Origin of the sequence: Streptomyces sp. CA-111067, assembly GCF_050956065.1 — a bacterium.
GTDB lineage: Bacteria > Actinomycetota > Actinomycetes > Streptomycetales > Streptomycetaceae > Actinacidiphila.
Genome location: NZ_CP192103.1, coordinates 2,186,620 through 2,212,437, shown reverse-complemented (window position 1 = coordinate 2,212,437; position 25,818 = coordinate 2,186,620). Strand labels below are relative to the sequence as shown.

The following is a 25,818-nucleotide window of genomic DNA, read 5'->3' as shown; positions in this document are numbered from 1 at the left end:
CGGAAGTGCACCACCGCATGGCTACGAAGACGCCCTGGACCGGTCAGTGGGTCGCCGACCGGCTGGGCATCGGCCTGCTGGCCGGCGATGGCCGCACCGACGACGATCTGCGCGGCCTCCTCGGCCTCGCGCTGCGCAGCAACCCCAGACGGGCACACCTGCTGGTGTCGCACGTCCTGGGCAAGCACGTGCCGTGCGCGCCCGCCGAGATCTACGGCCACGGCCTCGTGCTCGGCGAGCGGGTCCGCGACCTGCTCGGCCCCGACGCGGAGCGGGCGGTGGCGCTCGGTTACGCCGAGACCGCGACCGGCCTCGGGCACGCGGTGGCCGACGGGATCGGCGTCGTGCCATACCTGCACTCCACCCGGCGCGAAGTGCCCGGGGTGGCGGCCGGCGGCGGCTTCGAGGAGGAGCACAGCCACGCCAGCGGGCACCTGCTGCTGCCCGAGGACCCCGGGCTGCTGGCCGGCAGCGGGCCGCTGGTGCTGGTCGACGACGAGTTCTCCACCGGCCGTACGGTGCTGAACACCATCCGCGACCTGCACGCCCGGCACCCGCGCGAGCACTACGTGATAGTCGCCCTCACCGACATGCGCTCGGCCGCCGACCGGGACGGGCTGGCCGACTTCGCCGCCGGCCTCGGCGCCCGGGTCGACGTGCTGGCGCTCGCGGGCGGCACCGTGTCGCTCCCGGCGGGCGTCCTGGAGCGCGGCCGGCAGCTGGTCGCCGCCCACGAGACCCCGCCGCCCGCGCCCGCCGCGCCCTACGACGTGACCCACCTCGACCTCGGCTGGCCGCAGGGCCTGCCCGACGGCGGCCGGCACGGCTTCACCCCCGAGCACCGAACCACCCTGGAGGCCGCGCTCCCCGCGATGTCCGCCAGGATCGCCGCCGCCCTGCCCCCCACCGCCCGCCGCATCCTGGTCCTCGGCACCGAGGAACTGATGTACACCCCACTCCGCCTGGCGGCGGCCCTCCAGGACACCCTGGCGGTGCCCGGGGCGGCGCCCGGCGGCCCGTCCGGTCCTGCCGGCGCCGAGGCCGCTGCCTTCCGGCCGGCCGGCGCCCCGCTCGGGAGCGGTCGATCCGCCCCCGGCCCCCGGCCCGGGGCGATCGTGCTGTTCTCGACCACCACCCGCTCGCCCGTCCTCGCCGTGGACGATCCCGGGTACGCGATCCGCAGCCGGATCGTCTTCCCGGCGCATGACGAGCCCACCGACGGCGGCTCGCCGGAGCGGTACGCGTACAACGTGGCCGGCGGCGGGTTCGACGCGGTGGTGTGCGTGGTCGACTCCGCGGGGGAGACCGCCGAGCTGTACGCGCCCGACGGGCTGCTCGCGCAGCTCGCCGCGCACACCCCGGACGTGCTGCTCGCCGTCGTCCCCGCCTACCGCCCGCAGCCGCGGCTGCGGGCCAGGCTGCGGTCCCGGATGGCCGCCAGGTCCGCCGCCCCCGCTGCCGAGTCCACTGCCCCGTCCCGCCCGACCGCCTCCCACCCGAACGGATCCACCGCCGCCATGAGCGACACCCCCCGTCCGCTGCCCGAGCCGCTGCGCGGCCCCGACTTCGGCTCGTACGCCGCCGACGAGGTGGGCTGGCTGCTCAAGGACCTGTCGGCGGTGGAGCTGGAGGCGCCGACCGAGGAGCGCGAGGAGGCGATCCAGAGCGGCGGCGCGCACTACGCCGAGTCGCTGCCGGTGGAGTACCAGCCGAGCCCGGCCTACCAGGAGCTGTTCAGGTCCGCGCTGGCCGCCTCCGCGGAGCGGATCGCCCGTGCGGTCGGCGCGGTCACCGAGCTGGTGATCGCCGAACGCGGCCCGGACGCCGTCCTGGTGTCGCTGGCCAGGGCCGGCACCCCGGTCGGCGTGCTGATGCGCCGCTGGGCCCGGCACGCGCACGGCCTCGAACTGCCGCACTACGCCGTGTCGATCGTGCGCGGCCGCGGCATCGACGCCAACGCGCTGCGCTGGCTGGCCGCCCACCACCCCGCCGCCGACGTGGTGTTCGTGGACGGCTGGACGGGCAAGGGCGCCATCACCCGCGAACTGGCCGACGCCGTCGCTCAGTTCGAGGGGCCCGGGGTCTTCGACCCGCGGATCGCGGTGCTCGCCGACCCCGGCGGCTGCGTGTCCACCTACGGCACCCGCGATGACTTCCTGATCCCCTCCGCGTGCCTCAACTCCACCGTCTCCGGCCTGGTCTCCCGTACGGTGCTGCGCGCCGACCTGACCGGCCCCGCCGACTTCCACGGTGCGAAGTTCTACCGCGACCTGGCCGGCTCCGACGTCTCCGGGCTGTTCCTGGACACCGTCACCCGCGCCTTCGGCACCGTCGCCGACGTCGTCGCCGGGGACGTCAAGTCGCTGCTGGCGGAGGACCGTTCACCGACCTGGGCGGGCTGGGCGGCCGTCGAGCGGATCAGCGAGGAGTACGGCATCAACGATGTGAACCTGGTCAAGCCCGGGGTCGGCGAGACCACCCGGGTGCTGCTGCGCCGGGTGCCGTGGAAGATCCTCGCCGGCCGCGGCGCCGGCGCCGACCTGGACCACGTACGGCTGCTCGCCGAGCAGCGCGGGGTGCCGGTCGAGGAGGTGGACGGGCTGCCGTACTCGTGCGTGGGCCTGATCCACCCCCGCTACACCCGGGGCGCCACCGGCACCGACGGCCTGGCGGTGGACGCCAAGTGACCGGTGCCAACCGGGTCCTGGTCGCCAGCGACCTCGACCGCACCCTGATCTACTCCGCCGCCGCGCTGGCGCTGGCCATGCCCGACGAGCACGCCCCCCGGCTGCTGTGCGTCGAGGTGCACGAGTCCAGGCCGCTGTCGTACCTGACCGAGACCGCCGGCCGGCTGCTGCGCGAACTCGCCGACACCGTACGGTTCGTGCCCACCACCACCAGGACCCGCAAGCAGTACCGCCGGATCAGCCTGCCGGTCGGCGAGCCGCAGTACGCGATCTGCGCCAACGGCGGCCACCTGCTGGTGGACGGCCGCACCGACCACGACTGGGCCGCCGAGATGCGCCGACGGCTCGCCGACGGCTCCGCGCCGCTCGCCGAGATCCGCGCGCACCTGGCGGCCACCGCCGACCCGGAGTGGCTGCGCAAGGAGCGGATCGCCGAGGACCTGTTCGCCTACCTGGTCGTCGACCGCGAGCGGCTGCCGCTGAACTGGGTGAAGGACCTCGCCGCCTGGGCCGAGCCGCTGGGCTGGACGGTGTCGCTGCAGGGCCGCAAGATCTACGTGGTGCCCGGGCCGCTCACCAAGAGCGCCGCACTGGCCGAGGTGGTCCGCAGGACCGGCGCCGGCCATGTGCTCGCGGCCGGCGACTCGCTGCTCGACGCGGACCTGCTGCTCGCCGCCGACATCGGCTGGACTCCCGGCCACGGCGAACTCGCCGACGCCGGCTGGACGGCGCCGCACGTCACCGCGCTGGCCACGGTCGGGGTGGCGGCCGGCGAGGAGATCCTGCGCCGGATGCTGGTCCGCGCCTCGGACTGACTACCGCGGAGGGCCGCCTCAGCGGTCGCGGCCGGTCACGATCACCCGCGTGCAGTGCGCCCGGCCGCGCTCGATCCGCCGGGCGTTGGGGCGTTCGCTGGCCGCGATGAAGGCGCGCGCCTCGCGTTCGGTCCGGCCGCCGCGCAAGTGCCGCCGCAGCAGCCGGCGTTCGCGGATCTGCCGGGGCACCTCCACGTACCAGAGCTCGTCGAGCAGGTCGCGCACCTGGTCCCAGCCGGGGCCGTCGTCGGCAAGGTAGTTGCCCTCGGTCACCACCAGCCGGACGCCGGCCGGCACGACCAGGCCGGCGGCGACCGGTTCCTCAAGGCGCCGGTCGAAGTCAGGGGCGTAGACCGCTCGTTCCCGCTCGGCCCGCAGGCGTCGCAGCAAGTGGACGTAGCCGTCCACGTCGAAGGTGTCAGGTGCGCCCTTGCGGTCCCGCAGACCCAGCCGTTCCAATTGGGCGTTGGACAGATGGAACCCGTCCATCGGCACGTAGGCCGCACTGTCCGGGCCGACCCGCTCGTTGACCGAGTTGACCAGGCGGCGGGCCAGCGTGGACTTCCCCGCGGCCGGCGCGCCCGTGAGGCCGAGCAGGGCCCTGCGGCCAGGAATGCTGGGCACCAGCGCGACCGCGTCATCCACGAGCATCCCGTCACCCTAAGTGCTACGTCAGGGAGAAGACTCTTGTACGAGACGAAGAACCTCGATCTCACGCCCGAGCTGTACGCGTATGTCCTGGACCACAACCCGCCGCTGGACAGCGTGCAGCGCGGCCTGGTGGACACCACGCACGCCAAGCTCGGCGAGGACGCGGGGATGCAGACGGCCGAGGAGCAGGGGCCGCTGCTGGCCTTCCTGGTCCGGCTGACCGGTGCGCGGCAGATCGTGGAGGTCGGCACGTTCACCGGGTTCTCGACGCTGTCGATGGCGCAGGCGCTGCCGGAGGGCGGCCGGCTGATCGCCTGTGACGTCTCCGAGGAGTGGACGTCGATCGGCCGCGCGGCCTGGGCGGAGGCGGGCGTCGCCGACCGGATCGACCTGCGGATCGCCCCGGCGCTCGACACGCTGCGGGCGCTGCCCGGCGGCGAATGGGTGGACCTGGCCTTCATCGACGCCGACAAGAAGCCGTACATCGACTACTGGAACGAGCTGGTGCCCCGGATGACCCCCGGCGGCCTGCTGGTGGTGGACAACACCCTCTTCCACGGCAAGGTCACCGACCCCGACGCGACCGGCAGCGCGGCGGCGATCCGCGCCTTCAACGACATGGCCCGCGCCGACGACCGCGTGGACGACGTCCTCCTGACCGTGGCCGACGGCCTGACCCTGGCCCGCAAGAAGTAGCCCACGGCGCCGGGCGCCGGGTGTCCCCGTGGCACCCGGCATGTCCGGCCCGCCGGGCCGCTACGCTGAGGCCATGCCTCGTTACGAGTACCGCTGCAAGACCTGTGGCTCCACCTTCGAGATGCGCCGCCCGATGGCGCAGGCCAACGCCCCGGCGCCCTGCCCCCAGGGCCACGGCGACACCGTGAAGCTGCTCTCCACCGTCTCCGTGGCGACCTCGGCCGGCGTCGCCCCGTCCGGCCAGGCCCCCGCCGCAGACGGTGGCGGCGGCAGCTGCTGCGGTGGCGGCTGCTGCAGCTGACCGCGGAAACGCCCGCGCGGCGAGGGCGAAGCGCCTAGCGCCCCGCCGCCCGGTCCTCCCGGATGTTCGCCACGACCCGGTTCGCCGTCTCGCGAACCGCCGCCGTCTCGGTCAGAAAAGCCCAGTAGTCGGGGTGGCGTCCCTCAAGCCCGGCGAGCGCCCGGTCCAGCCGGGCGACCGCCTCGTCCAGCGGCCTGGCGTGCCGCGGCTCCGGCGTGGCCCGGCCCTGCATGGCCAGCCGCTGCGCGTCCCGGATCACGAACCGGGTCTTCTCCACCTCGCCGTGCGGATCCTTGCGCACCTCGTTGAGCCGCCGCAGCCGCTCCCCGGCGGCGCCCACCGCGCCGTCCACGTCGTCCATCACCTGCCGGACCGCGGCCAGCCGCGCCGTCGCGTCCGCCCACCGCTGGTCGGCCCGCGCCCTGCGGGCCTCCGCGAGCTCGGCCTCGGCGTGCCGTACCGCCTCCGCGGCCTGCTCGGGCACCTGCTGGAGGTCCTGCCAGCAGGCCAGCGAGAAGCCGCGGCGCAGCTCGCTGAGCACCGGCGCCACCCCTTCCGCCCGGTTGCCGAGCGCCTGGACCCGGGTGCGCAGCGACACCAGCCGCTTGTCGATCTCCTGCGCCTGCTGCGGCAGCCGCTCCGCCTCTGCCCTGACCGCCTCCGCCTTGCGGCGCGCCTCGTCGGCCCGCTGGACGGTCTCCTTGACGCCGTGCTTGGCGGCGCCCTCGTTGAGCTTGGTGAGCTCAGGGCCCAGCGCGGCCAGCCGGGCCGCCAGGTCGTCCGCCTTCAGGCCCGCCGCCCGTACCCCGTCCAGCGCGTTGCTGGCCGCGAGCAGCGACTGCTTGGCCCGCTCCACCGCGGGCGCCAGCCGGGCGAGCTGCGTCTCGGCCTTGCCGAGCAGCGGCCCGAGGCCGGAGGCGAACCGCTCCAGCTCGGCGCGCGCCTTGTCCAGCTCGTCCTTCGCCTTGGTGAGCTCGGTACGGGCCCGGGCCGCCGCCGTGGCGTCCAGCTCGTCCCGGTCCAGGTCGTGCGCGTCGACGGTGGCGATGTAAGCGCCGCTGACCTGGTCGATCCGCTCGCCCAGCGCCCGGAAGCCGGCGAGCGCCCTGCGGGCCTCGGGGGAGTCGTCGACCGCCGCGATCGTCTCTATCGAGATCTCCAGGTCGCGCTGCGCGGTGTCGAGCTCGTAGAAGGCCTCCGCCGCCGCGTCCTTCGCGGCCTGCGCGTCCGCACGCAGATTGTCGCCGCGCCGCCACCACGAGCGTGCCGTCGTCACAGTGACTCTCTCCCGCTGATTCGCCGCCCACCACCGTCCGCTCCATCCTCCCACCCGGCCGCCCCGAACACACGGTCCGGTCCGAACACACGCTCCGCGGTGCACCCGCGCCCCGATCGCCCGGTGGTGATTGCCGACCAGCCCCCCCACCGGGGTAACCTTTGTCGTCGTAGTGACCCGGGCGTGTAGCTCAGTGGTAGAGCGCCGCCCTTACAAGGCGGATGTCGGCGGTTCGAAACCGTCCACGCCCACCCCTCGCGCGATGCCCGACGGCCCGGGCCGGATCCGTTCCGGCCCGGTCCCGCAGTCATGGCCGCCCGGGCATGCCGGAATCAGGAGGGCTCCACGTGTCCAGACGCGCGAGCACTCCCTCGGCGGCGCAGATCCGCTGGATGAACGCGGCCGTGGTGTACGAGGCCATGCGCGCCCGCGAGTCCAGCACGGCCGGCGACCTGATGGCGCTGACCGGGCTGTCCCGGCCCACCATCCACACCACCTGCGACTGGCTGATCGCCCAGGGTCTGGTGGTGGAGCTGTCGAGCGACCCGGCGCAGGACGCGCAGCCGGGCCGCCCCGCCCGCCGCTACCGCACCGACCCCAGGGCCGGCTTCGTGGTGGCGCTTGAGCTGCGCGAAAGCCATGTCACGGCGGCGGTGGCCGATCTGACCGGCCGGGTCTGCGGCGAGTTGACCCGTCCGGTGGACAACGACCCGAGCCTGCGCTCGCAGGCGGCCGAGCACGGCCCGGCGCTCGCGCAGGACGTGATCGCGCTGGCCGGGATCGAGCCGTCGGCGGTGTGGCAGGTCTGCGTGAGCATCCCCGCCCCGGTGCGCTCGCAGAGCTACGCCCCGGCCACCGCGGCCCAGTACCGGGCGGGCACCCGCGGGGTGGTCGCGGAGCTGGCCGAGACGCTGCCGTGGCCGGTGGTCGCGGAGAACGACGCGAATCTCGCGATGATGGCCGAGCACTGGCAGGGCGCCGCCCAGGGCCTGGAGGACGCGGTACTGCTCGACGTGTGCGAGAACGGCTTCGGCGCCGGGCTGATCGTCAACGGCCGGCTGGTACGGGGCAGCAACGGCATCGCGGGCGAGATGACCGCGGTCGACCTGCTGTCGGGCATGGGCCCGGTGGGCGGCGTCCCGGGCAAGGCGGCCCGGCTCGGCGCGGAGGCGGTCAGGGCGGCGGGCGCCGGTGAGCCGGCGGTCAGGGCCGCGAGTTCCGGTGGGCAGGCCCTCGCGGCCGGCCCGGACGGCGAGAACGCTGAGGACGCGGGCACGGCGGGCACGGCGGCCACGGCGGGTGCCGGTGGCCGGCTCGCCGAGCTCGCCGGGGGAGACCCCGACCGGGTGACGGCCGAGATGGTCTTCGCCGCGTTCGACGAAGGCGACCCGGCGGCCCGGCAGATCGTGGACCGGCTCGGCGCGATCGTGGCCCGTCCGGTGGCCATGCTGGCCACCCTGCTCGACCCCGAACTCGTCGTCGTCTGCGGGCTGTCCGTGCACACCGCGCAGCGGCTGATGCCGATCCTCGAAGAGCAGACGGTGGAGCTGTTCCGCCGTCAACTGGCCGCCCCCGCACCGCGGTTGGTGGTCGCCGCGCTCGGCGACCGGGCCACCGTGCTCGGCGGGGTGCGGCGCGCGCTGAACGAGGTCGAGGGCCGGCTGTTCGGCTCCTCGCACAGCGACCGCTGGCCCGCGGCCGCCCGCTCCGCCGACGCCGGCTGACCCCCTCCGCGGACCCCGGCCGGCGCCCTCCGCGCGTCACAACACCCGTACAACTCCCGCACCGCATCACCTGTTGACGTGCGATGTCCTCGTGGCTACGGTATCGAAAACCCTTTAATAAATACCCCTTCGTAACGTGTGGGCACTGTGGACAGAGGGTGTCCGCCGACACGTTCACGTGCAGATCAGCCACGACCAAAGGACCACCGTGAGACACCCGAAGGTGAAGATCGTCGTAGCTCTTCTGTCCTTCACGTTGCTGGCAGCGTGCGGGCGGTCGAGTGACGACGGCGGCGGAACAGCGCAGACGACCGGGCAGAACGCCACCGCCCCGGCCAAGGCGAAGCTCACCATGTGGGCGATGGGCAGCGACGGCGACAACCTGCCCAAGCTGCTGAAGAAGTTCGAGACCGAGAACCCCGGCTACACCGTGGACGTCACGTCGATCCCCTGGCAGGACGCGGCGGCCAAGTTCCGCACCGCCGAGGCCGGCGGCGTCACACCCGACATCGCCCAGGTCGGCACCACCCTGATGGGCGGCATCACCGACGGCTTCGAGACCGTGCCGTCCGGTACCGACACCGGCGTCTACTTCCCCGGCCCGCTCAAGTCGGCCCAGGTGGACGGCAAGACCGTCGGCGTCCCGTGGGCGGTCGACACCCGGGTGCTGTTCTACCGCACCGACCTGGCCAAGGAGGCCGGCTTCGACGGGCCGCCGAAGACCTGGGACGACCTGAAGAAGCTCGCCAAGGGCATGCAGACCAAGGGCGGCGCGAAGTACGGCATCCGGATGGCCACCACGCCGGACCAGAACCTGCAGAACTCGTTCATCTTCCCCTGGTCCAACGGCGCCCAGATCATCAGCCCCGACGGCTCCAAGTGGACCTTCGACACCCCCGAGACGGTCGCCGCGTACCGCTACTTCCAGAGCTTCTACCAGGAGAAGATCGCAGACCCGAACCCGTCAGCCGGCGCCGGGGCCGCCGAATCGGCCTTCGTCAGCGGCAAGTTGGGCATCCTGGTGGCCGGCGCCGGCGAGCAGGAGCTGCTCGACCAGGCCGGCGGGGCCGGCTTCAAGGACAAGTACGCGCTCGCCACCATGCCCAAGGAGAAGTCCGGCACGTCCTTCGCCGGCGGCTCGGACCTGGTGGTGTTCAAGAAGAGCAAGAACAGCGCCGCCGCGTGGAAGCTCATCCAGTGGCTGTCCAAGCCCGACGTGCAGGCCCAGTGGTACCAGATCGACGGCGCGCTGCCGGCCGTGCAGAGCGCCTGGCAGGAGCCGGCGATCGCCGACGACAAGCGGCTGTCGGTCTTCGGCGAGCAGCTCAAGGACACCAACGCGCCGCCCGCGAACGCCACATGGCTCCAGGTCGCGGACGCCGTCGGCCGGCAGCTCGACCAGATGGTGAAGAACGGCAAGGATCCGGCGCAGGCCATGAAGGACGCGCAGTCCGCGGCCGACAGCATCGGAACCGGCGGCTGACGGCATGGCTCTGATGTCAGGCGGCTCCGCCCGGCTCGCCGCTCGCGGCGCCCGGGCGGAGCCGGCCGCCCGCAACCGTGCGCCGCGCCACCTGCGGCGCCGGCAGACCGTCATCGCGTGGGCGTTCGCACTGCCCTTCGTGCTGCTCTTCGCCTCGTTCACGCTGATCCCGCTGCTGTCGTCCTTCGTGATGTCGTTCACCGACTTCAAGAGCGCCGACGTGCAGACGCCGTTCGCGGTGAACTTCGTCGGCACCGACCAGTACACCAAGCTGTTCCACGACGAGCAGTTCCTGCACTCGCTGCGCAACACCGCGTACTTCGTGGTGGTCGGCATCCCGCTCACCATGGGCATCGCGCTGATCCTCGCGGTGGCGCTGAACAGCGGCATCACCCGGTTCAGGACCGCGTTCCGGGTGGGCTTCTACACCCCCGTGGTGACCAGCGTGGTCGCCGTGGCCGTGGTGTGGCGGTTCATCCTGCAGCCGGACGGGCCGCTCAACGCGGTACTGGGCTGGTTCGGCATCTCCGGGCCCGACTGGCTCAACAGCACCACCTGGGCGATGCCTTCGATGATCGCGATGGGTGTCTGGCGCAACATGGGCACGCTCATGGTGATCTTCCTCGCCGGGCTGCAGACCATCCCCGCCGAGGTCACCGAGGCCGCACTGATCGACGGGGCCGGGCCGGTCCGCCGGTTCACCCGGATCACCATCCCGCTGATGCGGCCGACGCTGCTGTTCGGCTCCGTCCTGCTGTCGGTCTGGTACCTGCAGTTCTTCGAGGAGCCGTTCGTGATGACCCAGGGCGGACCGCTGGACGCGACGCTGTCGGTCAGCTACTTCGCGTTCAACCAGTTCGGCTTCGGCAACTACGCCTACGCCTCGGCGGCCAGCTACGTGCTCTTCGTGGCCATCGCCCTGCTGAGCATGGTGATGTTCCGGGCACTGCGGAACAAGGACTGATACCGATGACGACGATCGAACGCCCCGCGCTGTGGGACCGGGTGGTCGCCCGGCGCCGGCTGCTCACCTATCTCGCGCTGCTCGTCGCGGTGCTGATCACCCTGATGCCGTTCCTGTGGATGCTGCTCGGCTCGTTCAAGACCCAGGGCGAGATACTCCGCGACCCCTCCGGCTTCCTTCCGCAGCACCCGACCACCGGCAACTACGGCACCTGGTTCGACAAGCTGGACCTCGGCCGGTTCTTCCTCAACAGCGTGATCGTCGCGGTGGTCACCGTGGCCGGCAACCTGCTGTTCTGCTCGATGGTCGGCTACGCGCTGGCCAAGTTCGACTTCGCGGGCAAGCGGCTGGTGTTCACACTGGTGATGATCACCCTGATGGTGCCGGGCGTGGTGACCTTCGTCCCGCTGTTCGTGACGGTCACCAAGCTCGGCCTGACCAACACCTACGCGGCGCTGATCCTGCCGTTCCTGACCTCGCCGCTCGGGGTGTTCATGATGCGGCAGTTCATCTCGCAGATCCCGGACACCCTGCTGGAGGCGGCCAGGATCGACGGTGCCGGCGAGCTGCGGATCTGGGCGCGGATCGTGATGCCGCTGTGCGGGCCGCCGCTGGCCACCCTGGGCATCCTCACCTTCCTCGGCAGCTGGAACAACTTCCTGTGGCCGCTGGTCGCCGCGCAGAGCCAGGACATGTACACCCTGCCGGTCGCGCTGTCGCTGTACTCCACCGGCCAGATCGCCACCCAGTACGGGCTGCTGCTGGCCGGCTCGGTGCTCGTCATCGCGCCGATCGTGCTCGTGTTCGTCTTCCTGCAGCGGTACTTCACTCAGAGCATCGCGTCGGTGGGCGTCAAATAGCGCCGCTCGCCTCCTAGTTCAGAACAAGACCAGAAAGACAGAGAAGGGTCACCGACCAGTGCAGTCAAGCAGCACCTTCACCGCCGCCGAGTCCCGGTACGACACCATGGACTACCGCAGGCTCGGCACCACCGGGCTGCTCCTGCCCGGGATCTCGCTCGGGCTGTGGCAGAACTTCGGCGAGGACGGCCCGATGGACCGGCACCGGTCGATCGTCACCCACGCCTTCGACCGCGGGGTCACCCACTTCGACCTGGCCAACAACTACGGCATACCCGCCGGTTCGGCCGAGTCGACGTTCGGTGAGATCCTGCGCCGCGATCTGGCCCCGCACCGCGACGAGTTGGTGATCTCCTCCAAGGCCGGCTACCTCATGTGGCCCGGCCCGTACGGCGAATGGGGCTCCCGCAAGTACCTGACGGCCAGCCTCGACCAGTCGCTGCGGCGGCTCGGCGTCGACTACGTGGACATCTTCTACTCGCACCGGCCCGACCCCGGCACCCCGCTGGAGGAGACCGTCACCGCGCTGGCCGACCTGGTGGCCCGCGGCAAGGCGCTGTACGTGGGGGTGTCCAACTACGACCCCGAACAGACCGCCAGGGCCATCGAGTTGCTGCGCGAACTGCGGGTGCCGCTGGCCGCCCACCAGCCGCGCTACTCGATGCTCGACCGCGCGCCCGAGCAGGGCCTGCTGGACCTGCTCGGCCGCAACGGCGTCGGCTGCGTGGCCTACTCGCCGCTCGCACAGGGCCTGTTGACCAGCCGCTACCTCAACGGCACCCCGGCCGGCTCCCGGATGGCCCGCGGCGAGACGCTTCGGCCCGACGTCCTGAACGGCGACCTGCTGGAGACCCTGCGCGGGCTCGACGCGCTGGCCGGCGAGCGCGGCGCCACCCTCGCCCAGACCGCGCTGGCCTGGGCGCTGCGCGACCGCCGGGTCACCTCGCTGATCGTCGGCGCCAGCAGCACCGGGCAGTTCGACGAGAGCCTGGCCGCGCTCACCGCGGCTCCCTTCGGAGACGACGAACTCGCCCGTATCGACGCCCTGCTGGACAAGTCCGCCGGAACGGAGCTGTAGCCGTGCGGGCCGTCTCCGCCGGTGCTCCGGCCGGCTACCGGGGCCGTCCGTTCGGGGTGTACCCGCAACGGCTGCCCGGGCGGCTGATGTTCGCCTGCTACGACCGGGGCGGCGAGGGTGTCGCCTTCCACGACGCCGCCGACCACAACCACGGCAGCGGCGTACTCAACCCGCTCGACGGCAGCCACCTCAACGAGTTCCGCGCGGAGGAGGCCGTCGGGATCAGCTACACCAAGGGCGGCGGCATCGACGACCACCGGTTCAACCAGGTGCAGCCGGAGCAGGGCCTGCTCTACGTCGGCTGGACCGCACCGGGCAACTGGCTGCGGTACACCGTCGAGGTCACCGAGCCCGGCCCGTTCACCGCCACGCTGCTGCACACCGCGCCGCGCGGCGGCGCCATCGCGCTGACGGTCGGCGACGACCCGGTCGGCGAGGTGGTGGAGGTGCCGGTGGCCGCCGATCCGGCGGACGAGGTGCCCTGGCGGCACGCGCACCACTGGGCCACGCTGGAGGTGCCGTTCCCGGCGCTGCCGGTCGGGCGGCACGTGCTGACGCTGCACACCGTGCGGACCGGCCTGATGAACTACGCGTGCCTGGAAGTGGCCGCCCCGGCGGCTGGATCCTTTCGCACGTAAAGTCGTAGGTTTACCGTATAAGTAACTCCTTTAGGCGTATAGGAGATCAAAGCCGGCGCGGCCACCCGAGAGCTTGCTGACCATGATGTCGTGAGCACTTCTTGGGGGAGACGCGTCCGCGTATGGACGGCGCTGGTCGTGGTGGTGACGGCGGCGGGTTCGTGGGGAATCGGCGGGGTCGCCGCCGCCGAACCGCGGGCCCGCTGCCCTGCCGTCGAGGGATCGCACCGGGCGGTGCGCTGCCCGGACGGCCATCCCGGCCACGGGAGGGGCGGTCCGGGGCGTGAGCAGGCGTCGCCGGCGCCGACGGCGACGGAGCCCGCGCAAGCGGAGCCTTCGCCGACGGCAGCGGCCCCGACGCCAACGCCGTCACCGACGCACGCGCCTTCCCGCAGACCCGCGCCGACGCCCGCGCACACCCCTGCGCCCAAGCCGGCACCCGTCCACACGTCCAAGCCGGCACCCGTCCACACGTCCAGGCCCGCACCCGTCCATGCGCCCGATCCCGCACCCGTCCATCCGCGCGAGCCCGCGCACACCCATACGCCCAAACCCGCACCCGTCGTCCACGCGCCCGCGCCCGGCAGGCACCACCGGCCCGCACCGCCCGCGCCCTCGCACCGGCCCGTACACCGTCCGCCGCCCAAGCCCCCGCACCGGCCCGCTCCTTGGCCGATCGTCGACTGGCCGGCGCACTGGCCGCCGTGGTGTGAGCACCGGCCCGCGCACTGGCCCTGGGTCTGGGTGTGCCGGCACCACCATCCGCCGAAGCCCTGCCCGACACCCACACCCACGCCGACACCGACCCCCACGCCGACTCCGACGCCTACTCCCACCCCGACCCCGACTCCCACGCCCCCGCCGGTCGTCGTGCCGCCCGAGCCCACACCCACGCCCGCACCGAAACCCAGTCCCAAGCCCGTACCGGCCCCAGCCCCGGTGGCCGCGCCCGTCGTCACGCCCGTCGTCGTACCGGCCCCGCCGACGTCCGCGCCGCCGCCACCGCCCGTGCCGAGGCCGAGCCCCCCGCCGGTACCCGAACCCGCGCCCGCGCCGCCGGCTCCGCCGAAGGCCGTGCACTTCCCGGCCCGGCCGCCGATGGCCGTCGCCGCGCCGGAGCCGCACCACCGCTCGGTGATGACCACGATGCTGCTCACCACCGTGCCGGGACTCCTGGCCGCCGCCGTGCTCAAGCCCGGCTCCGGCTCGTCACGCAGGAGCAACCGCTGAGGCCGCCGCGCCGGCCGGCCCGGCAGTCACACGTCACAGGCAACACGCAACAAGTAACACGCAACAAGCAAGGGGGAGTTCGGTATGTCCCAGTGGTTGGCGCTGCTCATCGCCATGGTCGCGGTGTGCGCGGTGGTCATCACGGTGGTCGTGGTCAGGCAGCGCAGGATCTCCGATGACGACGACCCCTCGCAGACCCCGGACGTCATCGAGTACATGACGATGATGATCGGGGTGATCTACGCGATCGTGCTCGGCCTGGCCATCGCGGGTGTCTGGGAGGGCCGCGGCGGCGCCCAGGCCGACGTCCTGTCCGAGGCGCAGGCGCTGCACGAGGTGAAGGCCCGGGTGCAGGTCTATCCGGCCGGCGTCCGGGACGAGATCCGCGCCGACGCGGACGCCTACGCGGCCTTCGTGGCCGACAAGGAGTGGCCGTACATGAGCGACCACGGCGACCTGTCACCGAAGGGCACCGCGCTGCTTGACAAGCTCCGCACCGACGTGACGCAGTACGCGCCGAAGTCGGATCTGGAGGCGCAGGCGTACCAGCCGCTGGTGGACGAGGTCGCCGCGGTCGACCAGGCCCGTGCCTCGCGCGGGCAGAGCGCCGGCTCGACGATGCCCGGGGTGGTGTGGTTCGGCCTGATCACCGGCGCGGTCGTCACGGTCGGGCTGATCTTCACCCTGCAGATCCGCAGGTCGCCCAAAGAACTGCTGCTGGCAGGGCTGTTCAGCGCGCTGGTCGCCTTCCTGCTGTTCCTGATCTGGGACCTCGACGACCCGTTCGGCAGCGGACTCGCCGTCTCCGCCGACGTCTTCCGCGATCTGGTGCTGCGGCACTGACCTCGCCGGCGGGCCCGGCGCTGCCGGGCCCGCCGCACGACGAGAAGCGGCTCCCCTGCCCGGTGGGACGGGCAGGGGAGCCGCTCGTTGTCATAGCGTCATGGCGCCGGCGGGCTCAGCGGCCCGACGGCGGTCCGCTCAGTGCCAGTTGGACACGTTCACGTTCTCCAGCACGCCCAGCGCGTCCGGCACCAGGACGGCCGCCGAGAAGTACGTACTCACCAGGTAGCTGATGATCGCCTTCTCGTCGATGCCCATGAAGCGGACGTTGAGCCCGGGCTCGTACTCGTCCGGCAGGCCGGTCTGGTTGAGGCCGATGACGCCCTGGTTGTCCTCGCCGGTACGGATGGCGATGATCGAGCTGGTCCGGGCGGTGCTGACCGGGATCTTGTTGCAACTGAGGATCGGCACGCCCCGCCAGCCGGGCACGGTGTGGCCGTTGACCTCCACCGGGTCCGGGTAGAGGCCGGCCCGGGTGCACTCGCGGCCGAAGGCGGCGATGGCCTTGGGGTGGGCGAGCAGGTAGCGGGTGCCGCGGCGGCGGCTGATCAGCTCGTCCAGGTCGTCGGGCAGCGGCGGTCCGGCGTGCGGCTGGATCCGCTGGTCGTAGTCGGCGTTGTTCAGCAGCCCGAACTCCGGGTTGTTGATCAGCTCGTGCTCCTGCCGCTCCCGCAGTGCCTCCACGGTGAGCTTGAGCTGCTGCTCGGTCTGGTTCATCGGCTCGTTGTAGAGGTCGGCGACCCGGCTGTGGACCCGCAGCACGGTCTGCGCGACGCTGAGTTCGTATTCGCGCGGCTTGACCTCGTAGTCCACATAGGTGGCCGGCAGCGCCGCCTCCCCGTGGTGGCCCGAGGCCAGCTCGATCGCGGCCTCACCGCGCTTGTTCGTCCGCTGGTGCGGGATCGCGCTGTACGCCGCCAGGTGCTCGCGCAGCGCGGCGGTCTGGCCGAGCAGCTGCTCAAGTGCCTGCCGGGGGAGGGCCAGTACGGTGGTGGCGGTGGCGGCCCGCGCGGTGAACTCCCACCGCGCCTCGTCGCTGATCAGCGCCTGCTCGCCGAAGTGCGCGCCGTCGGCGAGCACTCCGAGCCGGGTCTGCTCCCCGTAGTCGCCCTCGCCGAGCTGCTCGACCTTGCCGTGCGCGATCAGGAACACCGTGTCGGCCGACTGCCCGGTCTCCACCAGCAGTTGACCGGGTTCGTACTCGCGCTGCACGAACCGGTCCGCCAGCGCGGACAGCGCCCCGGCGTCGTCGAACGACCGCAGCGCGGCCAGCTCGCCGAGCTCCTGCGGGATGACCCGGACGTCCGAGCCCGTCTTGACGAAGGTGACCCGGCCGTCGCCGACCGCATAGCTCAGCCGGCGGTTCACCCGGTACGTACCGGCGTTGACCTGCACCCACGGCAGGACGCGCAGCAGCCAGCGGGACGAAATGCCCTGCATCTGCGGCGCGGACTTGGTGGTGGTCGCCAGGTTCCTGGCGGCGGCCGTGTCGAGACTCGTATGAGCCTCGTCGTTCTGCGGATTGCCGAGTGCCGCGTCCTGGCCGGCATCAACCGACATGGGCTGTCCTTCCCGTAAGGGGGTGATACGCGCCCATTCTCTCGGTGACGGTCGGTACTGACTATTGCCGGATCGAGTGAGAATACTTTCCGGATTTACGGTAATTGGCACGTCGGCGCCGCAAGGGGCCGCGTGCCGGCCCGCGCTTCGAACCCATGTGCGTCATCGGCGAGTTCGGGGGCAACCGGTGACCGAGGGCGCCGGTCGGCGCCCTGTTCCGGCACCGGGGCCCTGTGGGGCCGCGCAGTCAGGGAGGTTCACATGCTTGCCGCTGTGGGCGCCATCATCTTCGCCATCGCGTATCTGATCAACGTCACGAACACCAGCACGGATGCGGCCTTCACGCCGTTCAGCCTGATGGTGGCCGGCCTGTTCTTCGTGGCCCTGCACATGGCCGGCGTCGGCTCCGGCTGGTCGCCGTCGAGACCGCGCCGTCGCCGCCGGTGAGTCCGGCCCGGGTGACAGCGTGACGGCTTAGCAGCGCTACAGGGCCTCGACGACCGTGCCGCGGTCGGGCTGGGTGCCCTGCGGCGGAATCGTCAGCGGCATCGCCGCGTACGCGGCCTCGATCGCGATCCTGCGCTCGCGGCGGAAGACGTACGCGGCGAAGGCGCCCGCGCCCAGCAGGGCGATGAACGACATCAGGGTGCCGAGCCAGCTCGCGCCCAGCCACTTCCCGCCGACCCAGCCCAGGCCCACGCTGTAGGTCGCCCAGCACACCCCGGCCAGTGCGGACCACGGCACGAACTCCCGCGGCCGGCGGCGGGCCGCGCCCGCGCCGAGGCTGACCACGCTGCGGCCGGCCGGCGCGAACCGGGCCAGCACCACCAGGGCGCCGCCGCCGCTGCTGAGCACCTGGCCGAGCCGTTCGTGCGCGCCGGACATCCGGCGCGAGGACGAGATCCGGCGGTCGAACCACTCGCCGCCGCGCCAGGCCAGCCGGTAGGCCAGTATGTCGCCGACGCACGAGGCGACGGCCGCGCAGACCAGCAGCGCGAACACGTCGAGCATGCTGTCGCCGGCGCCGCTGGAACCCGCGGTGGCGGCGCTGATCACCAGCACCCCGCTGGGCAGCACCGGCAGGAACACGTCGAGCAGCACGGAAAGCGCCACCAGCAGGTAGATCCACGGCCACTCGAAGAGGGAGCCGAGCCCTTGCAGCACCGCGCCTCCTCGTCCTGCCTCGACTGATTCCTACCCGTGCCGTGCTGGTTCTACGTGCTGCCAAGTGCTGTTTCGGGCCGGTGAACGGCCTGTGGATGATCCGGCTCCGACGGCCGCTGATCTTCATCGGCCGTCAGCCGTACAGCGTACGCCAGGGGGCGCGGCCGGTCCCGGTCAGGGCGCGTGACGTACCAGACAATCACGGCATCATCACGACGGGAATAGATCGACGGACACCGGTTCCGCCGCGTTTGCGCATGTCAGGGCGGGGTCGCCGCCCTCAGACCCCAGGGTAACGCCGTGCGCCCAATCGTGACCCTGGCACCGGCCCCGCCACCGTCCGCCGACCGCCCGGTCCAGGGGCGTCCTGGCTGGTCGACGCGGGTCTCGGGTAGGCTGGTCGGCAGCAGAAGGGGAGTAGCTCTTCGCCGGAACGCCGACATACCGCTGGGACCGCACGCGACACGCGGGATCCCGGCCGGCGCCCGGAGGCGGGTACGGCGTGGCTCACACAGCACGCGACCCGCCAGCGAGACCTTCGGCCGCAGTGTTCCGACGCTGCCGTGCCGAAGCGACCCCGCTCCCCGCGGATCCACCGGTACGGCGTGCCCGACCGATTGAGGATCCGATCCGTGCTCAGCCTGACCGTCATCGCCGTCGTCTTCGGCGTGATCTTCCTGGCCGAACTTCCCGACAAGACCGCCCTCGCCGGGCTGATGCTCGGCACCCGCTACCGCGCCTCGTACGTCTTCTGCGGGGTGGCCGCCGCCTTCGTCGTCCATGTGGCGCTCGCCATCGCGGCCGGCAGCCTGCTCACCCTGCTGCCGCACCGCTGGGTGCAGGGCGTGGTGGGCGTGCTGTTCCTGGCCGGCGCGGTGATGCTGCTGCTGTCCAAGGGCGATGACGACGAAGAGGTGCGCGAACCGGCCGACCAGAGCTTCTGGAAGGTGGCGGGCACCGGCTTCATGCTCATCCTGGTCGCCGAGTTCGGCGACCTCACCCAGATCATGACCGCCAACCTCGCGGCCCGCTACGACAACCCGGTCTCGGTCGGCATCGGCGCGGTGCTCGGCCTGTGGGCGGTCGGCGCGCTGGGCATCTTCGGCGGCCGCATGCTGATGAAGCGGGTCCCGCTCTCCCTGATCACGAAGATCGCGGCGGCGGTGATGGTGGTGCTGGCAGGCTTCAGCCTGTACGAGGCGCTGGCGGGCTGAGAGGGCCGGGGCCCGGGCGGCGGGGCGCCGCCGCTCAGTTGACGCTGATCAGGAACCCGCCGTCCTCGGCGACCCGCACGCGCACGTGCTCAAGCGACTCCACATGAACGGTAGGCGCGTGCGCCGCAGCCCGCGCCCCGACCCCGACCACCCGCATCCCCGCGGAGCGCCCCGCCGCGATCCCCACCTCCGCGTCCTCGAACACCACGCAGTCCTCAGGAGCGAAGCCCAACTCCGCCGCACCCTTCAAGAACCCCTCGGGATCCGGCTTGCTCGCGCTGACCCGCTCCGCGGTGACCCGCACCCGCGGCAGCGGCAGCCCGGCCGCGGCCATCCTGGCCACCGCCAGGCCCTCGCTCGCCGACGTCACCAGCGCGTGCGGGCGCCCGTCCAGCGCGGCCAGGAACGCCGGGGCGCCGGCCACCGGCACGATCCCGTCGATGTCCGCGGTCTCCTCGGCGAGCATCACCGCGTTCTCCGCGTAGTTCTGCGCCATCGGGCGGTCGGGCAGCAGCGCTGCCATCGTGGCGTGCCCCTGCCGCCCGTGTACGACGCGCAGCACCTCGTCGGAGTCCAGGCCCTGCCGTATCGCCCAGCGGCGCCAGACGCGTTCGACGACGGCGTCGGAGTTGACGAGCGTGCCGTCCATGTCCAGCAGCAGGGCGCGGGCGGTGAACTCGGACGGCATCAGTGCGGCTCCCTGGAAACGTCGGGTGGATTAAGCCAGTGGCTCCGCCCGCCGGTCAGGGAAGCGGGCGGAGCCACTTTGTTCCCACACGATACAAAACGGGGAGGCTGGACGCCAGCCTGGTCGTCCAGGGTTCACCTGACGTTTCCCTTTGTTCACTTTGCGAGCTTTGCCGGATTTCCGGACTTTCAGGTGGTTCGGTCGGTGTCTTCCGGTGAGCCGGGCTCGGCGGCGGCCATCGCGGCGGCCGGCGGGCCGGGGCGCGGACGGCGCGGCTCGCGGACACCGGCGGACGGCGGGCCGCCGGAGGGTCCGCCGCCGGCCGCTTTGCGGCGGCGGAACAGCCGCAGCAGGGCTGCCAGCGGCAGGATCAGCAGAAGTAGCAGGACCCGGGGCTGCCGGGTGATTCGGTTGGCCATCTCACTCCCCGTCGAACGGTGCGCGTGACGTGCGCGGCCATTGTCGGACGGTGCGGCGGCGGTGGGCATCGGCCGCAGGGCCCGTGCGCGGGCGTCGCACTACGCCTCAGGGAGGACGTCCTGCAACAGGCCCCAGGTGAACCGCGCGATGATCCGCTCGCCGTCGGGACCGGTCAGCGCGAGCCGGGAACGGGTCGGGGCGTCGGCGGGCAGCGGCCGGGCCGGCGGGAACGCGCGGGCGGCGTCGTCCACGGTGCAGGACCAGGGCGTGAGGTCGGCGGTGGTACGCAGCACGGGGGCGGGCGCGCCGGGGGCGCGGACCAGCCACTCGTTCCAGACGGAGCCGCCGCCCGGGGCGCACAGCACTTCGAACCGGAGATCCGGCCAGAGCGGGACGGCCCACAGCAGCGCGCGGAAGAGCTGGTCCCCGACCCGCTGCTCCCGCTCCGCCTCGGGCGCCCCGAGCGTGATCAGATACCGCCTGACGCCCCCGGGAAAGCTCCGCGACCGCACCCGGGCCTGCCACCGGCGGTTGGCTTCGCGCATCTCCGTATGCGTGGCGCCGAGAGCGCGCAGGGCGTCGTCGACGAGCTCGGGATGATGGTCCGCCATCCGGCGCAGCAAGACGAGCTGAAACTCCCCGACCCCGAATCTCTCCCGTTCCACCCGCCCAACCCTACGATGCCGCTACGCGCTGACGGCCCCGGAGGACGGTTGCCGTCGTCCCCGGCCCGCGGGCCGGTGGGGGCTTGTCGCGCAGTTCCCCGCGCCCCTCCGGGGCCCGGGTCCCCGTTCGCCGTAGTCAGGTGCGGGCCCGCTGTGGCTGGTGGCGCAGTTCCCCGCGCCCCTAAAAGCATGGGCGCGGCCCGGGACGTACCCCGAAGGGGCGCGGGGGTGTTTCCGATTCGCGGCTGGCGCCGCGTGGGCGCGCTCAGCCGAAGCGAGGCCGGGGGCGGGGCTCGCGGGGTCGTTAGTGCGCCGCGCGGTCCAGAGCTGCGCGGGTGTGGGGGCCGTAGACGCCCATCGGGTCGCCGGAGACGCCGTACCAGACCTGGAACATGGCCACCGCCTCCTGCACCTGGTGGTCGAAATCCCCGTCCGCGCGCCCGTGGTAGACCCACACATGGGTCAGGCGCTGCTGGAGGTCGGCCACCGCCGCGCCCCGGTCGCCCAGGCTCAGGACCTGCGCCGGGGAGGCGGCCGCGTCGGACGGCGTGTACGTCGGCGTGCCCGCGTCCGTCGTCGCCGTGGCGGTCTCCGTCGGTGTGGGCGCCGTGGCCGTCGCCGGCGGCGGGGTGGCGGCCGGGGCGGCCGGGGCGGTCGGGCCTGCCGCGGGCGGCGCCGGCGTCACGGGAGCCGACGGGGGAGTGGAGGTCGGCGTCGAGGTCGTCACCGGCCGGGTCGGGCCCGACGTGTGGCGGACCGGGGACGACCGGTCGGCGTCGTGCGTGAGGGCCGCGCCATGCGAACCCGTGCCCTGCGTCGCGTCCGCCGGCAGCGTCACCTCGGGCATCGACGCGGCCTGGTCGGGCAGCGCCACGTCCACCCCGGTCTGCTCGTCGCTCCCCATGTGCCCGCTGACCGCCACCGCGCTCGCGGCCAGCGCCGACGCCGCGACCGCCGTCGCCGCCACCACGATCCTGCGCCTGCGCCGCCGGTGCCGCCCGCGGGCCACGTGCTCGGTGGGCCCGGCCGGCGCGGGCGCCTCGTCGGGCGCGTACTCCACCGCCGAGTACAGCGCCGGGAAGAGCCCGAGATCGGCGGTCGCCGGATCGTCGCCGCCGTCCGCGGCGCCGGCCGCCGCCTCCTCGTCGGGCTCGGCCACGTACGGCCGCACCCGCAGCGGGTGGAAGCCCTCGGCCGCGGCCACCGCGGCGGCCCGGTGCGCGGCCCGCTCGGCGGCCCGGACCTCACCCGCCTCGTTCGCGTCCATGGCAGTCGCCCAGGCCCGGACCCCGGTGCCCGGTTCCGTCTCGGTCGCCCCATGCACCTCACCAGGCACACCCGTGCCGTCGGCCTCATACGGTGCTGGTCCGGACGGCCGGACAGGCCGTATCGGCTGCTGCGGTGCCACTGGGTTCCCCTCCCCGGCGTCGCTCACGCGTTCGCAGCGACGTCCCAGCGATTATGCCGAGCCGGAGGCGCCCCGCACAGCCACTGCCGTGCACTGGTGGCCGATCTTCGCGGGTCATAACGGACAAATGATGAGAATATGAGGAACTGATCGTCCGGGTGCCGACGCGAGGAGCCGATGCCATGGCGCAGGACACCAGCACCGCGGCAGGTCCGGCGGCGGCGGAGCCCGGCGCGCACCAGGACCGCCGACAGGTCCGGATCGCGATCGGCGCGCTCGCCCTCGGCATGCTGCTCGCCGCCCTCGACCAGACCATCGTCTCCACCGCGCTGCCCACGATCGTCAGCGAACTCGGCGGCATCGACCACCTGTCCTGGGTGGTGACCGCCTACCTGCTGGCCTCCACCGCCGCCACCCCGCTGTGGGGCAAACTCGGCGACATGTACGGCCGCAAACGGCTGTACCAGTCGGTCATCGTGCTGTTCCTGGTCGGCTCCGCGCTGTGCGGAATCGCCCAGAACATGGGCGAGTTGATCGCCTTCCGGGCACTCCAGGGCCTGGGCGGCGGCGGGTTGATCGTGCTGTCGATGGCGATCGTCGGCGACATCGTGCCGCCCCGCGACCGGGGCCGCTACCAGGGCGTGTTCGGCGGGGTGTTCGGCGCCAGCAGCGTGCTCGGCCCGCTGCTCGGCGGGGTGTTCACCGAACAGCTCTCCTGGCGCTGGGTGTTCTACATCAACCTGCCGATCGGCCTGATCGCGCTGGTCGTGATCGCCGCCGTGCTGCACATCCCGGTCCGCCGCACCGCGCACCGGATCGACTACCTCGGCATGGCGGCGATCGCCGCCGCCGCGACCTGCCTGGTGCTGGTCACCTCGCTCGGCGGCGTCACCTGGCCGTGGTCCTCGCCCGGCATCATCGGCCTCGCGGTCGCCGGCGTGCTGCTGATCGCCGCCTTCATCGGGATCGAGCGCCGGGCGCAGGAACCGGTGCTGCCGCTGCGGCTGTTCCGCAACCGCACGTTCCTGCTCTGCTCGATGATCTCGTTCATCATCGGCTTCGCGATGTTCGGCACCATGACCTACCTGCCGACCTTCCTCCAGGTCGTGCACGGCTACTCGCCGACCCTGTCCGGCGTGCACATGATCCCGATGGTCATCGGCATGCTGCTGTCGTCGACCGGATCCGGCCAGATCGTCAGCCGTACCGGCCGCTACAAGGTCTTCCCGATCCTCGGCACCGCCGTCATCACCGTCGGCCTGGTGCTGCTGCACCAGCTCGACGAGTCCACCAGCACCTGGGTGATGAGCCTGTACTTCCTGGTCTTCGGCCTCGGCCTCGGCCTGGTGATGCAGGTCCTGGTGCTCGCCGTGCAGAACTCGGTCGGCTACGAGGACCTGGGCGTGGCAACTTCGGGCGCCACCTTCTTCCGCTCGATCGGCGCCTCCTTCGGCGTCTCCATCTTCGGCACGATCTTCGCCAACCAGCTCTCCGACAAGCTGAGTTCGGCCTTCGCCGGCAAGTCGCTGCCGGCCGGCCTGAATCCCGCGGCCTTCCAGTCCGACCCCAAGGCCGTCGGCAACCTCCCGGCCGCCGTGCGGGACCTGGTCAGACACGCCTACTCGACGTCGATCACCTCCGTCTTCCTGTGGGCGGTGCCGATCGCGCTGGTCGCCTTCGTGCTGGCCTGGTTCCTCAAGGAGCAGCCGCTGCGCGGCTCGGTCACCGTGCCGGACGCCGCCGAGACCGTCGCCACCAACCCCGTGGAGCGGTCCTCGCTCGACGAGATCGCCCGCTGCCTGTCGCTGCTCGGCAGTCGCGAGGCCCGTCGCGACCTCTACGTGCGGATCACCGCGCTGGCCGGCCTCGACATCCACCCGGGCACCAGCTGGCTGCTGCTGCGGATGTCCCACCAGGGCGCGGTCGACCCGGTGGAGCTGGCCCGGAAGACCACGGTGCCGTCCGAGGTGATCGAGGAGGCGGCCGTCGAGTCGGAGACCCGCGGTTACGCCGTACGCGACGGCATCCCGCTGGTGCTGACCGAGTCCGGGCACGCGCTGGCCGGCCGGCTCGCCGAGGCCCGGCGCGGGGTGCTGGCCGAGCTGCTCGGCGACTGGGACCCGGCCAAGCACGCCGAACTGGCCGCGCTGGTGTCGAAGTTGAGCGGCGAGTTGTGCGGCGGCGACAGCGACCGGCCAGAACACCGTCCGCGTACCGGCTCGGTGCGGGCTCAGATCGCCGACTGAGCACCCCGGCCCGGGAACCGCGCCCGAGCACCCGGCCCGGGATGCCGGCCCGAGGACCCGGCCCGGGAACCGCCATCGCCCCGGTGTCGAACCGGTCTCGACCAAACCAGAACCGGCCCCGCACCGAACCCCTGCCAAGCCCGTTGACGCGGGGGCGTCGTGAGCCCGTCGCCCCCGTCCGTCTTCGGCCGTTGTCACCCGCCGCGCCCCGGCGGGTGTTTGGGCTGCCGTTCCGTGGCAAGCCGAGCGGTCAGAGAGTCCTTCGGCCCTGACCAACTCGTAGAGGACCCGTAGAGAACGGGAGGCAAGTCATGTCCACAACAGCGACAGTCGTCGTGATCGTCGTAGTGCTGGTGGTGATCGCGGTCGTCGCGGCCCTGGTGATGCGGCGCGGCGGTGGCGCGGCGGGCATGGGATCCGGAATGCGCCTCAAGCGGCGGTTCGGGCCCGAGTACGACCGCACGTTGCAGCGGCACGACGGGGACGAGAAGGCCACCCGGCACGAGCTGGGCGAGCGGGTGAAGCGGTACGGCGACCTCGAACTGCGGCCGGTCTCCGGCCAGGGCCGCGAGCGGTACAACAACCGCTGGGCCGAACTCCAGGCGCGATTCGTCGACGAGCCCGGGCGCGCGGTGTCCGGCGCGGACCGGCTGCTGGCCGATCTCGCGGCCGAACGCGGCTTCCCCGGTTCCGACTCGCCCGAGCACTTCGACGCGCTGTCCGTCCACCACCCCCACCAGGTACAGGGCTACCGGCAGACGCACGCACTGGCGGAGCACGGCGGCAGCACGGGCACCGGTGTGCACGCGACCGAGGACCTGCGGCAGGCGATGCTTTCCGCCCGCAGCCTGTTCACCGAGCTGATCGAGAACGGCGGCGGCGCGGACGAATCCCCGCAGGGCGACAAGGAGTTGACCACCCGCCCGGTCACCCCGCAGGAGTCGGCCGACAACGAGCGGGACGCCGAGGACGAGAAGGCCACCGGCCGGGTGCCGGCCCAGGCCGACGAGCCCGCCGCTCCGGCCAGGCCGGTCAGGGCTCCGGACGCGGCCGAGTCCGACGATCCCGACGAGCCGGTCGAGCCCGCGGCGTCCGACGGGCGCGACGCGTCCGGCAGCGAGCGGCACCGTCCGCTCGGCGACCGGCTGGCCGGACTGACCGGCAGCCGCCGCAACCACCACCCCGACGAGGACCGTTGAGCCGCCGG

At 72.6% G+C, this 25,818-nt stretch carries 24 protein-coding genes and 1 tRNA gene; 17 read left to right on the top strand and 8 right to left on the bottom strand.

The annotated features are described in order from the left end of the window. The first annotated feature begins 17 nt into the window (after positions 1 to 17). Together ACQPW6_RS09620 and ACQPW6_RS09615 are read left to right on the top strand one after the other, a co-directional pair. On the top strand, positions 18 to 2,687 hold the full coding sequence (locus ACQPW6_RS09620; protein ID WP_433889141.1) for a phosphoribosyltransferase: 2,670 nt from the start codon (positions 18 to 20) through the stop codon (positions 2,685 to 2,687). Next, the gene (locus ACQPW6_RS09615; RefSeq protein WP_433889140.1) at positions 2,684 to 3,502 is read left to right on the top strand and encodes an HAD family hydrolase; all 819 of its coding nucleotides are present in this window, start codon (positions 2,684 to 2,686) and stop codon (positions 3,500 to 3,502) included. Before ACQPW6_RS09620 ends, ACQPW6_RS09615 begins: the two co-directional genes overlap by 4 nt. A gap of 18 nt (positions 3,503 to 3,520) precedes the next feature. Here ACQPW6_RS09615 and ACQPW6_RS09610 read toward each other — a convergent pair whose 3' ends face one another. Further along, positions 3,521 to 4,153 carry a nucleoside/nucleotide kinase family protein gene (locus ACQPW6_RS09610; RefSeq protein ID WP_433889139.1) on the bottom strand — a complete coding sequence of 211 codons (633 nt, stop codon included), beginning with the start codon at positions 4,151 to 4,153 and terminating at the stop codon, positions 3,521 to 3,523. 36 nt (positions 4,154 to 4,189) lie between these two features. On the opposite strand from ACQPW6_RS09610, the gene ACQPW6_RS09605 reads away from it, so the two are divergent. Together ACQPW6_RS09605 and ACQPW6_RS09600 are read left to right on the top strand one after the other, a co-directional pair. Then, positions 4,190 to 4,849 (top strand): O-methyltransferase, encoded by a 660-nt coding sequence (locus ACQPW6_RS09605; RefSeq protein ID WP_433889138.1) that lies wholly within the window; start codon positions 4,190 to 4,192, stop codon positions 4,847 to 4,849. Positions 4,850 to 4,922: 73 nt separating this feature from the next. Continuing rightward, positions 4,923 to 5,150, top strand: a complete 228-nt coding sequence (locus ACQPW6_RS09600; protein WP_433889137.1) for an FmdB family zinc ribbon protein — start codon at positions 4,923 to 4,925, stop codon at positions 5,148 to 5,150. A gap of 34 nt (positions 5,151 to 5,184) precedes the next feature. Here the strand turns inward: ACQPW6_RS09600 and ACQPW6_RS09595 are convergent, their stop codons facing one another. Beyond that, entirely contained in the window at positions 5,185 to 6,426 is a 1,242-nt protein-coding gene (locus tag ACQPW6_RS09595) for a hypothetical protein (protein WP_433889136.1), read from the bottom strand. Between the two features lie 179 nt (positions 6,427 to 6,605). Between ACQPW6_RS09595 and ACQPW6_RS09590 the strand changes: the two genes are divergently transcribed. From ACQPW6_RS09590 to ACQPW6_RS09550, 9 genes are all read left to right on the top strand, one after another. Continuing rightward, positions 6,606 to 6,677, top strand: a tRNA-Val gene (locus tag ACQPW6_RS09590). Between the two features lie 96 nt (positions 6,678 to 6,773). Next, positions 6,774 to 8,150, top strand: coding sequence for an ROK family protein (locus tag ACQPW6_RS09585; protein WP_433889135.1), 1,377 nt, complete (start codon positions 6,774 to 6,776; stop codon positions 8,148 to 8,150). Positions 8,151 to 8,358: 208 nt separating this feature from the next. Further along, on the top strand, positions 8,359 to 9,633 hold the full coding sequence (locus tag ACQPW6_RS09580) for an extracellular solute-binding protein (protein WP_433889134.1): 1,275 nt from the start codon (positions 8,359 to 8,361) through the stop codon (positions 9,631 to 9,633). A 4-nt stretch (positions 9,634 to 9,637) separates the two neighbouring features. Next, the gene (locus tag ACQPW6_RS09575) at positions 9,638 to 10,597 is read left to right on the top strand and encodes a carbohydrate ABC transporter permease (RefSeq protein WP_433889133.1); all 960 of its coding nucleotides are present in this window, start codon (positions 9,638 to 9,640) and stop codon (positions 10,595 to 10,597) included. 5 nt (positions 10,598 to 10,602) lie between these two features. Beyond that, entirely contained in the window at positions 10,603 to 11,457 is an 855-nt protein-coding gene (locus ACQPW6_RS09570; protein ID WP_433889132.1) for a carbohydrate ABC transporter permease, read from the top strand. 58 nt (positions 11,458 to 11,515) lie between these two features. Next, entirely contained in the window at positions 11,516 to 12,535 is a 1,020-nt protein-coding gene (locus ACQPW6_RS09565; protein ID WP_433889131.1) for an aldo/keto reductase, read from the top strand. Positions 12,536 to 12,537: 2 nt separating this feature from the next. Beyond that, positions 12,538 to 13,173, top strand: a complete 636-nt coding sequence (locus ACQPW6_RS09560; RefSeq protein WP_433889130.1) for a hypothetical protein — start codon at positions 12,538 to 12,540, stop codon at positions 13,171 to 13,173. Between the two features lie 1,074 nt (positions 13,174 to 14,247). Continuing rightward, positions 14,248 to 14,403 carry a hypothetical protein gene (locus ACQPW6_RS09555; protein ID WP_433889129.1) on the top strand — a complete coding sequence of 52 codons (156 nt, stop codon included), beginning with the start codon at positions 14,248 to 14,250 and terminating at the stop codon, positions 14,401 to 14,403. A gap of 84 nt (positions 14,404 to 14,487) precedes the next feature. After that, positions 14,488 to 15,246 (top strand): DUF4239 domain-containing protein, encoded by a 759-nt coding sequence (locus tag ACQPW6_RS09550; protein ID WP_433889128.1) that lies wholly within the window; start codon positions 14,488 to 14,490, stop codon positions 15,244 to 15,246. A 138-nt stretch (positions 15,247 to 15,384) separates the two neighbouring features. On the opposite strand, the gene ACQPW6_RS09545 is transcribed toward ACQPW6_RS09550, so the two are convergent. After that, entirely contained in the window at positions 15,385 to 16,806 is a 1,422-nt protein-coding gene (locus ACQPW6_RS09545) for a family 2B encapsulin nanocompartment shell protein (protein ID WP_433889127.1), read from the bottom strand. A gap of 261 nt (positions 16,807 to 17,067) precedes the next feature. Between ACQPW6_RS09545 and ACQPW6_RS09540 the strand changes: the two genes are divergently transcribed. Then, a complete protein-coding gene (locus ACQPW6_RS09540) occupies positions 17,068 to 17,253 on the top strand; it encodes a hypothetical protein (RefSeq protein ID WP_433889126.1) in 186 nt (61 codons plus the stop codon). 36 nt (positions 17,254 to 17,289) lie between these two features. On the opposite strand, the gene ACQPW6_RS09535 is transcribed toward ACQPW6_RS09540, so the two are convergent. Continuing rightward, entirely contained in the window at positions 17,290 to 17,970 is a 681-nt protein-coding gene (locus tag ACQPW6_RS09535) for a DedA family protein (protein ID WP_433889125.1), read from the bottom strand. A 632-nt stretch (positions 17,971 to 18,602) separates the two neighbouring features. On the opposite strand from ACQPW6_RS09535, the gene ACQPW6_RS09530 reads away from it, so the two are divergent. Continuing rightward, positions 18,603 to 19,184, top strand: coding sequence for a TMEM165/GDT1 family protein (locus ACQPW6_RS09530; RefSeq protein WP_433889124.1), 582 nt, complete (start codon positions 18,603 to 18,605; stop codon positions 19,182 to 19,184). Between the two features lie 34 nt (positions 19,185 to 19,218). On the opposite strand, the gene ACQPW6_RS09525 is transcribed toward ACQPW6_RS09530, so the two are convergent. The 4 genes from ACQPW6_RS09525 to ACQPW6_RS09510 all read right to left on the bottom strand — a co-directional run bounded on the left by ACQPW6_RS09525 (position 19,219) and on the right by ACQPW6_RS09510 (position 22,224). Beyond that, complete coding sequence (locus ACQPW6_RS09525; protein ID WP_433889123.1) at positions 19,219 to 19,872, bottom strand: HAD-IA family hydrolase; 654 nt, start codon at positions 19,870 to 19,872, stop codon at positions 19,219 to 19,221. Between the two features lie 188 nt (positions 19,873 to 20,060). Further along, on the bottom strand, positions 20,061 to 20,291 hold the full coding sequence (locus tag ACQPW6_RS09520; protein ID WP_433889122.1) for a hypothetical protein: 231 nt from the start codon (positions 20,289 to 20,291) through the stop codon (positions 20,061 to 20,063). A 99-nt stretch (positions 20,292 to 20,390) separates the two neighbouring features. Continuing rightward, positions 20,391 to 20,903 (bottom strand): hypothetical protein, encoded by a 513-nt coding sequence (locus tag ACQPW6_RS09515; protein WP_433889121.1) that lies wholly within the window; start codon positions 20,901 to 20,903, stop codon positions 20,391 to 20,393. 358 nt (positions 20,904 to 21,261) lie between these two features. Continuing rightward, the gene (locus ACQPW6_RS09510; protein ID WP_433889120.1) at positions 21,262 to 22,224 is read right to left on the bottom strand and encodes a peptidoglycan-binding domain-containing protein; all 963 of its coding nucleotides are present in this window, start codon (positions 22,222 to 22,224) and stop codon (positions 21,262 to 21,264) included. Between the two features lie 323 nt (positions 22,225 to 22,547). Here ACQPW6_RS09510 and ACQPW6_RS09505 point away from each other — a divergent pair, with 323 nt between their 5' ends. After that, the gene (locus ACQPW6_RS09505) at positions 22,548 to 24,611 is read left to right on the top strand and encodes a DHA2 family efflux MFS transporter permease subunit (RefSeq protein ID WP_433889119.1); all 2,064 of its coding nucleotides are present in this window, start codon (positions 22,548 to 22,550) and stop codon (positions 24,609 to 24,611) included. Positions 24,612 to 24,922: 311 nt separating this feature from the next. Beyond that, positions 24,923 to 25,810, top strand: coding sequence for a hypothetical protein (locus ACQPW6_RS09500; protein ID WP_433889118.1), 888 nt, complete (start codon positions 24,923 to 24,925; stop codon positions 25,808 to 25,810). Positions 25,811 to 25,818 lie beyond the last annotated feature (8 nt).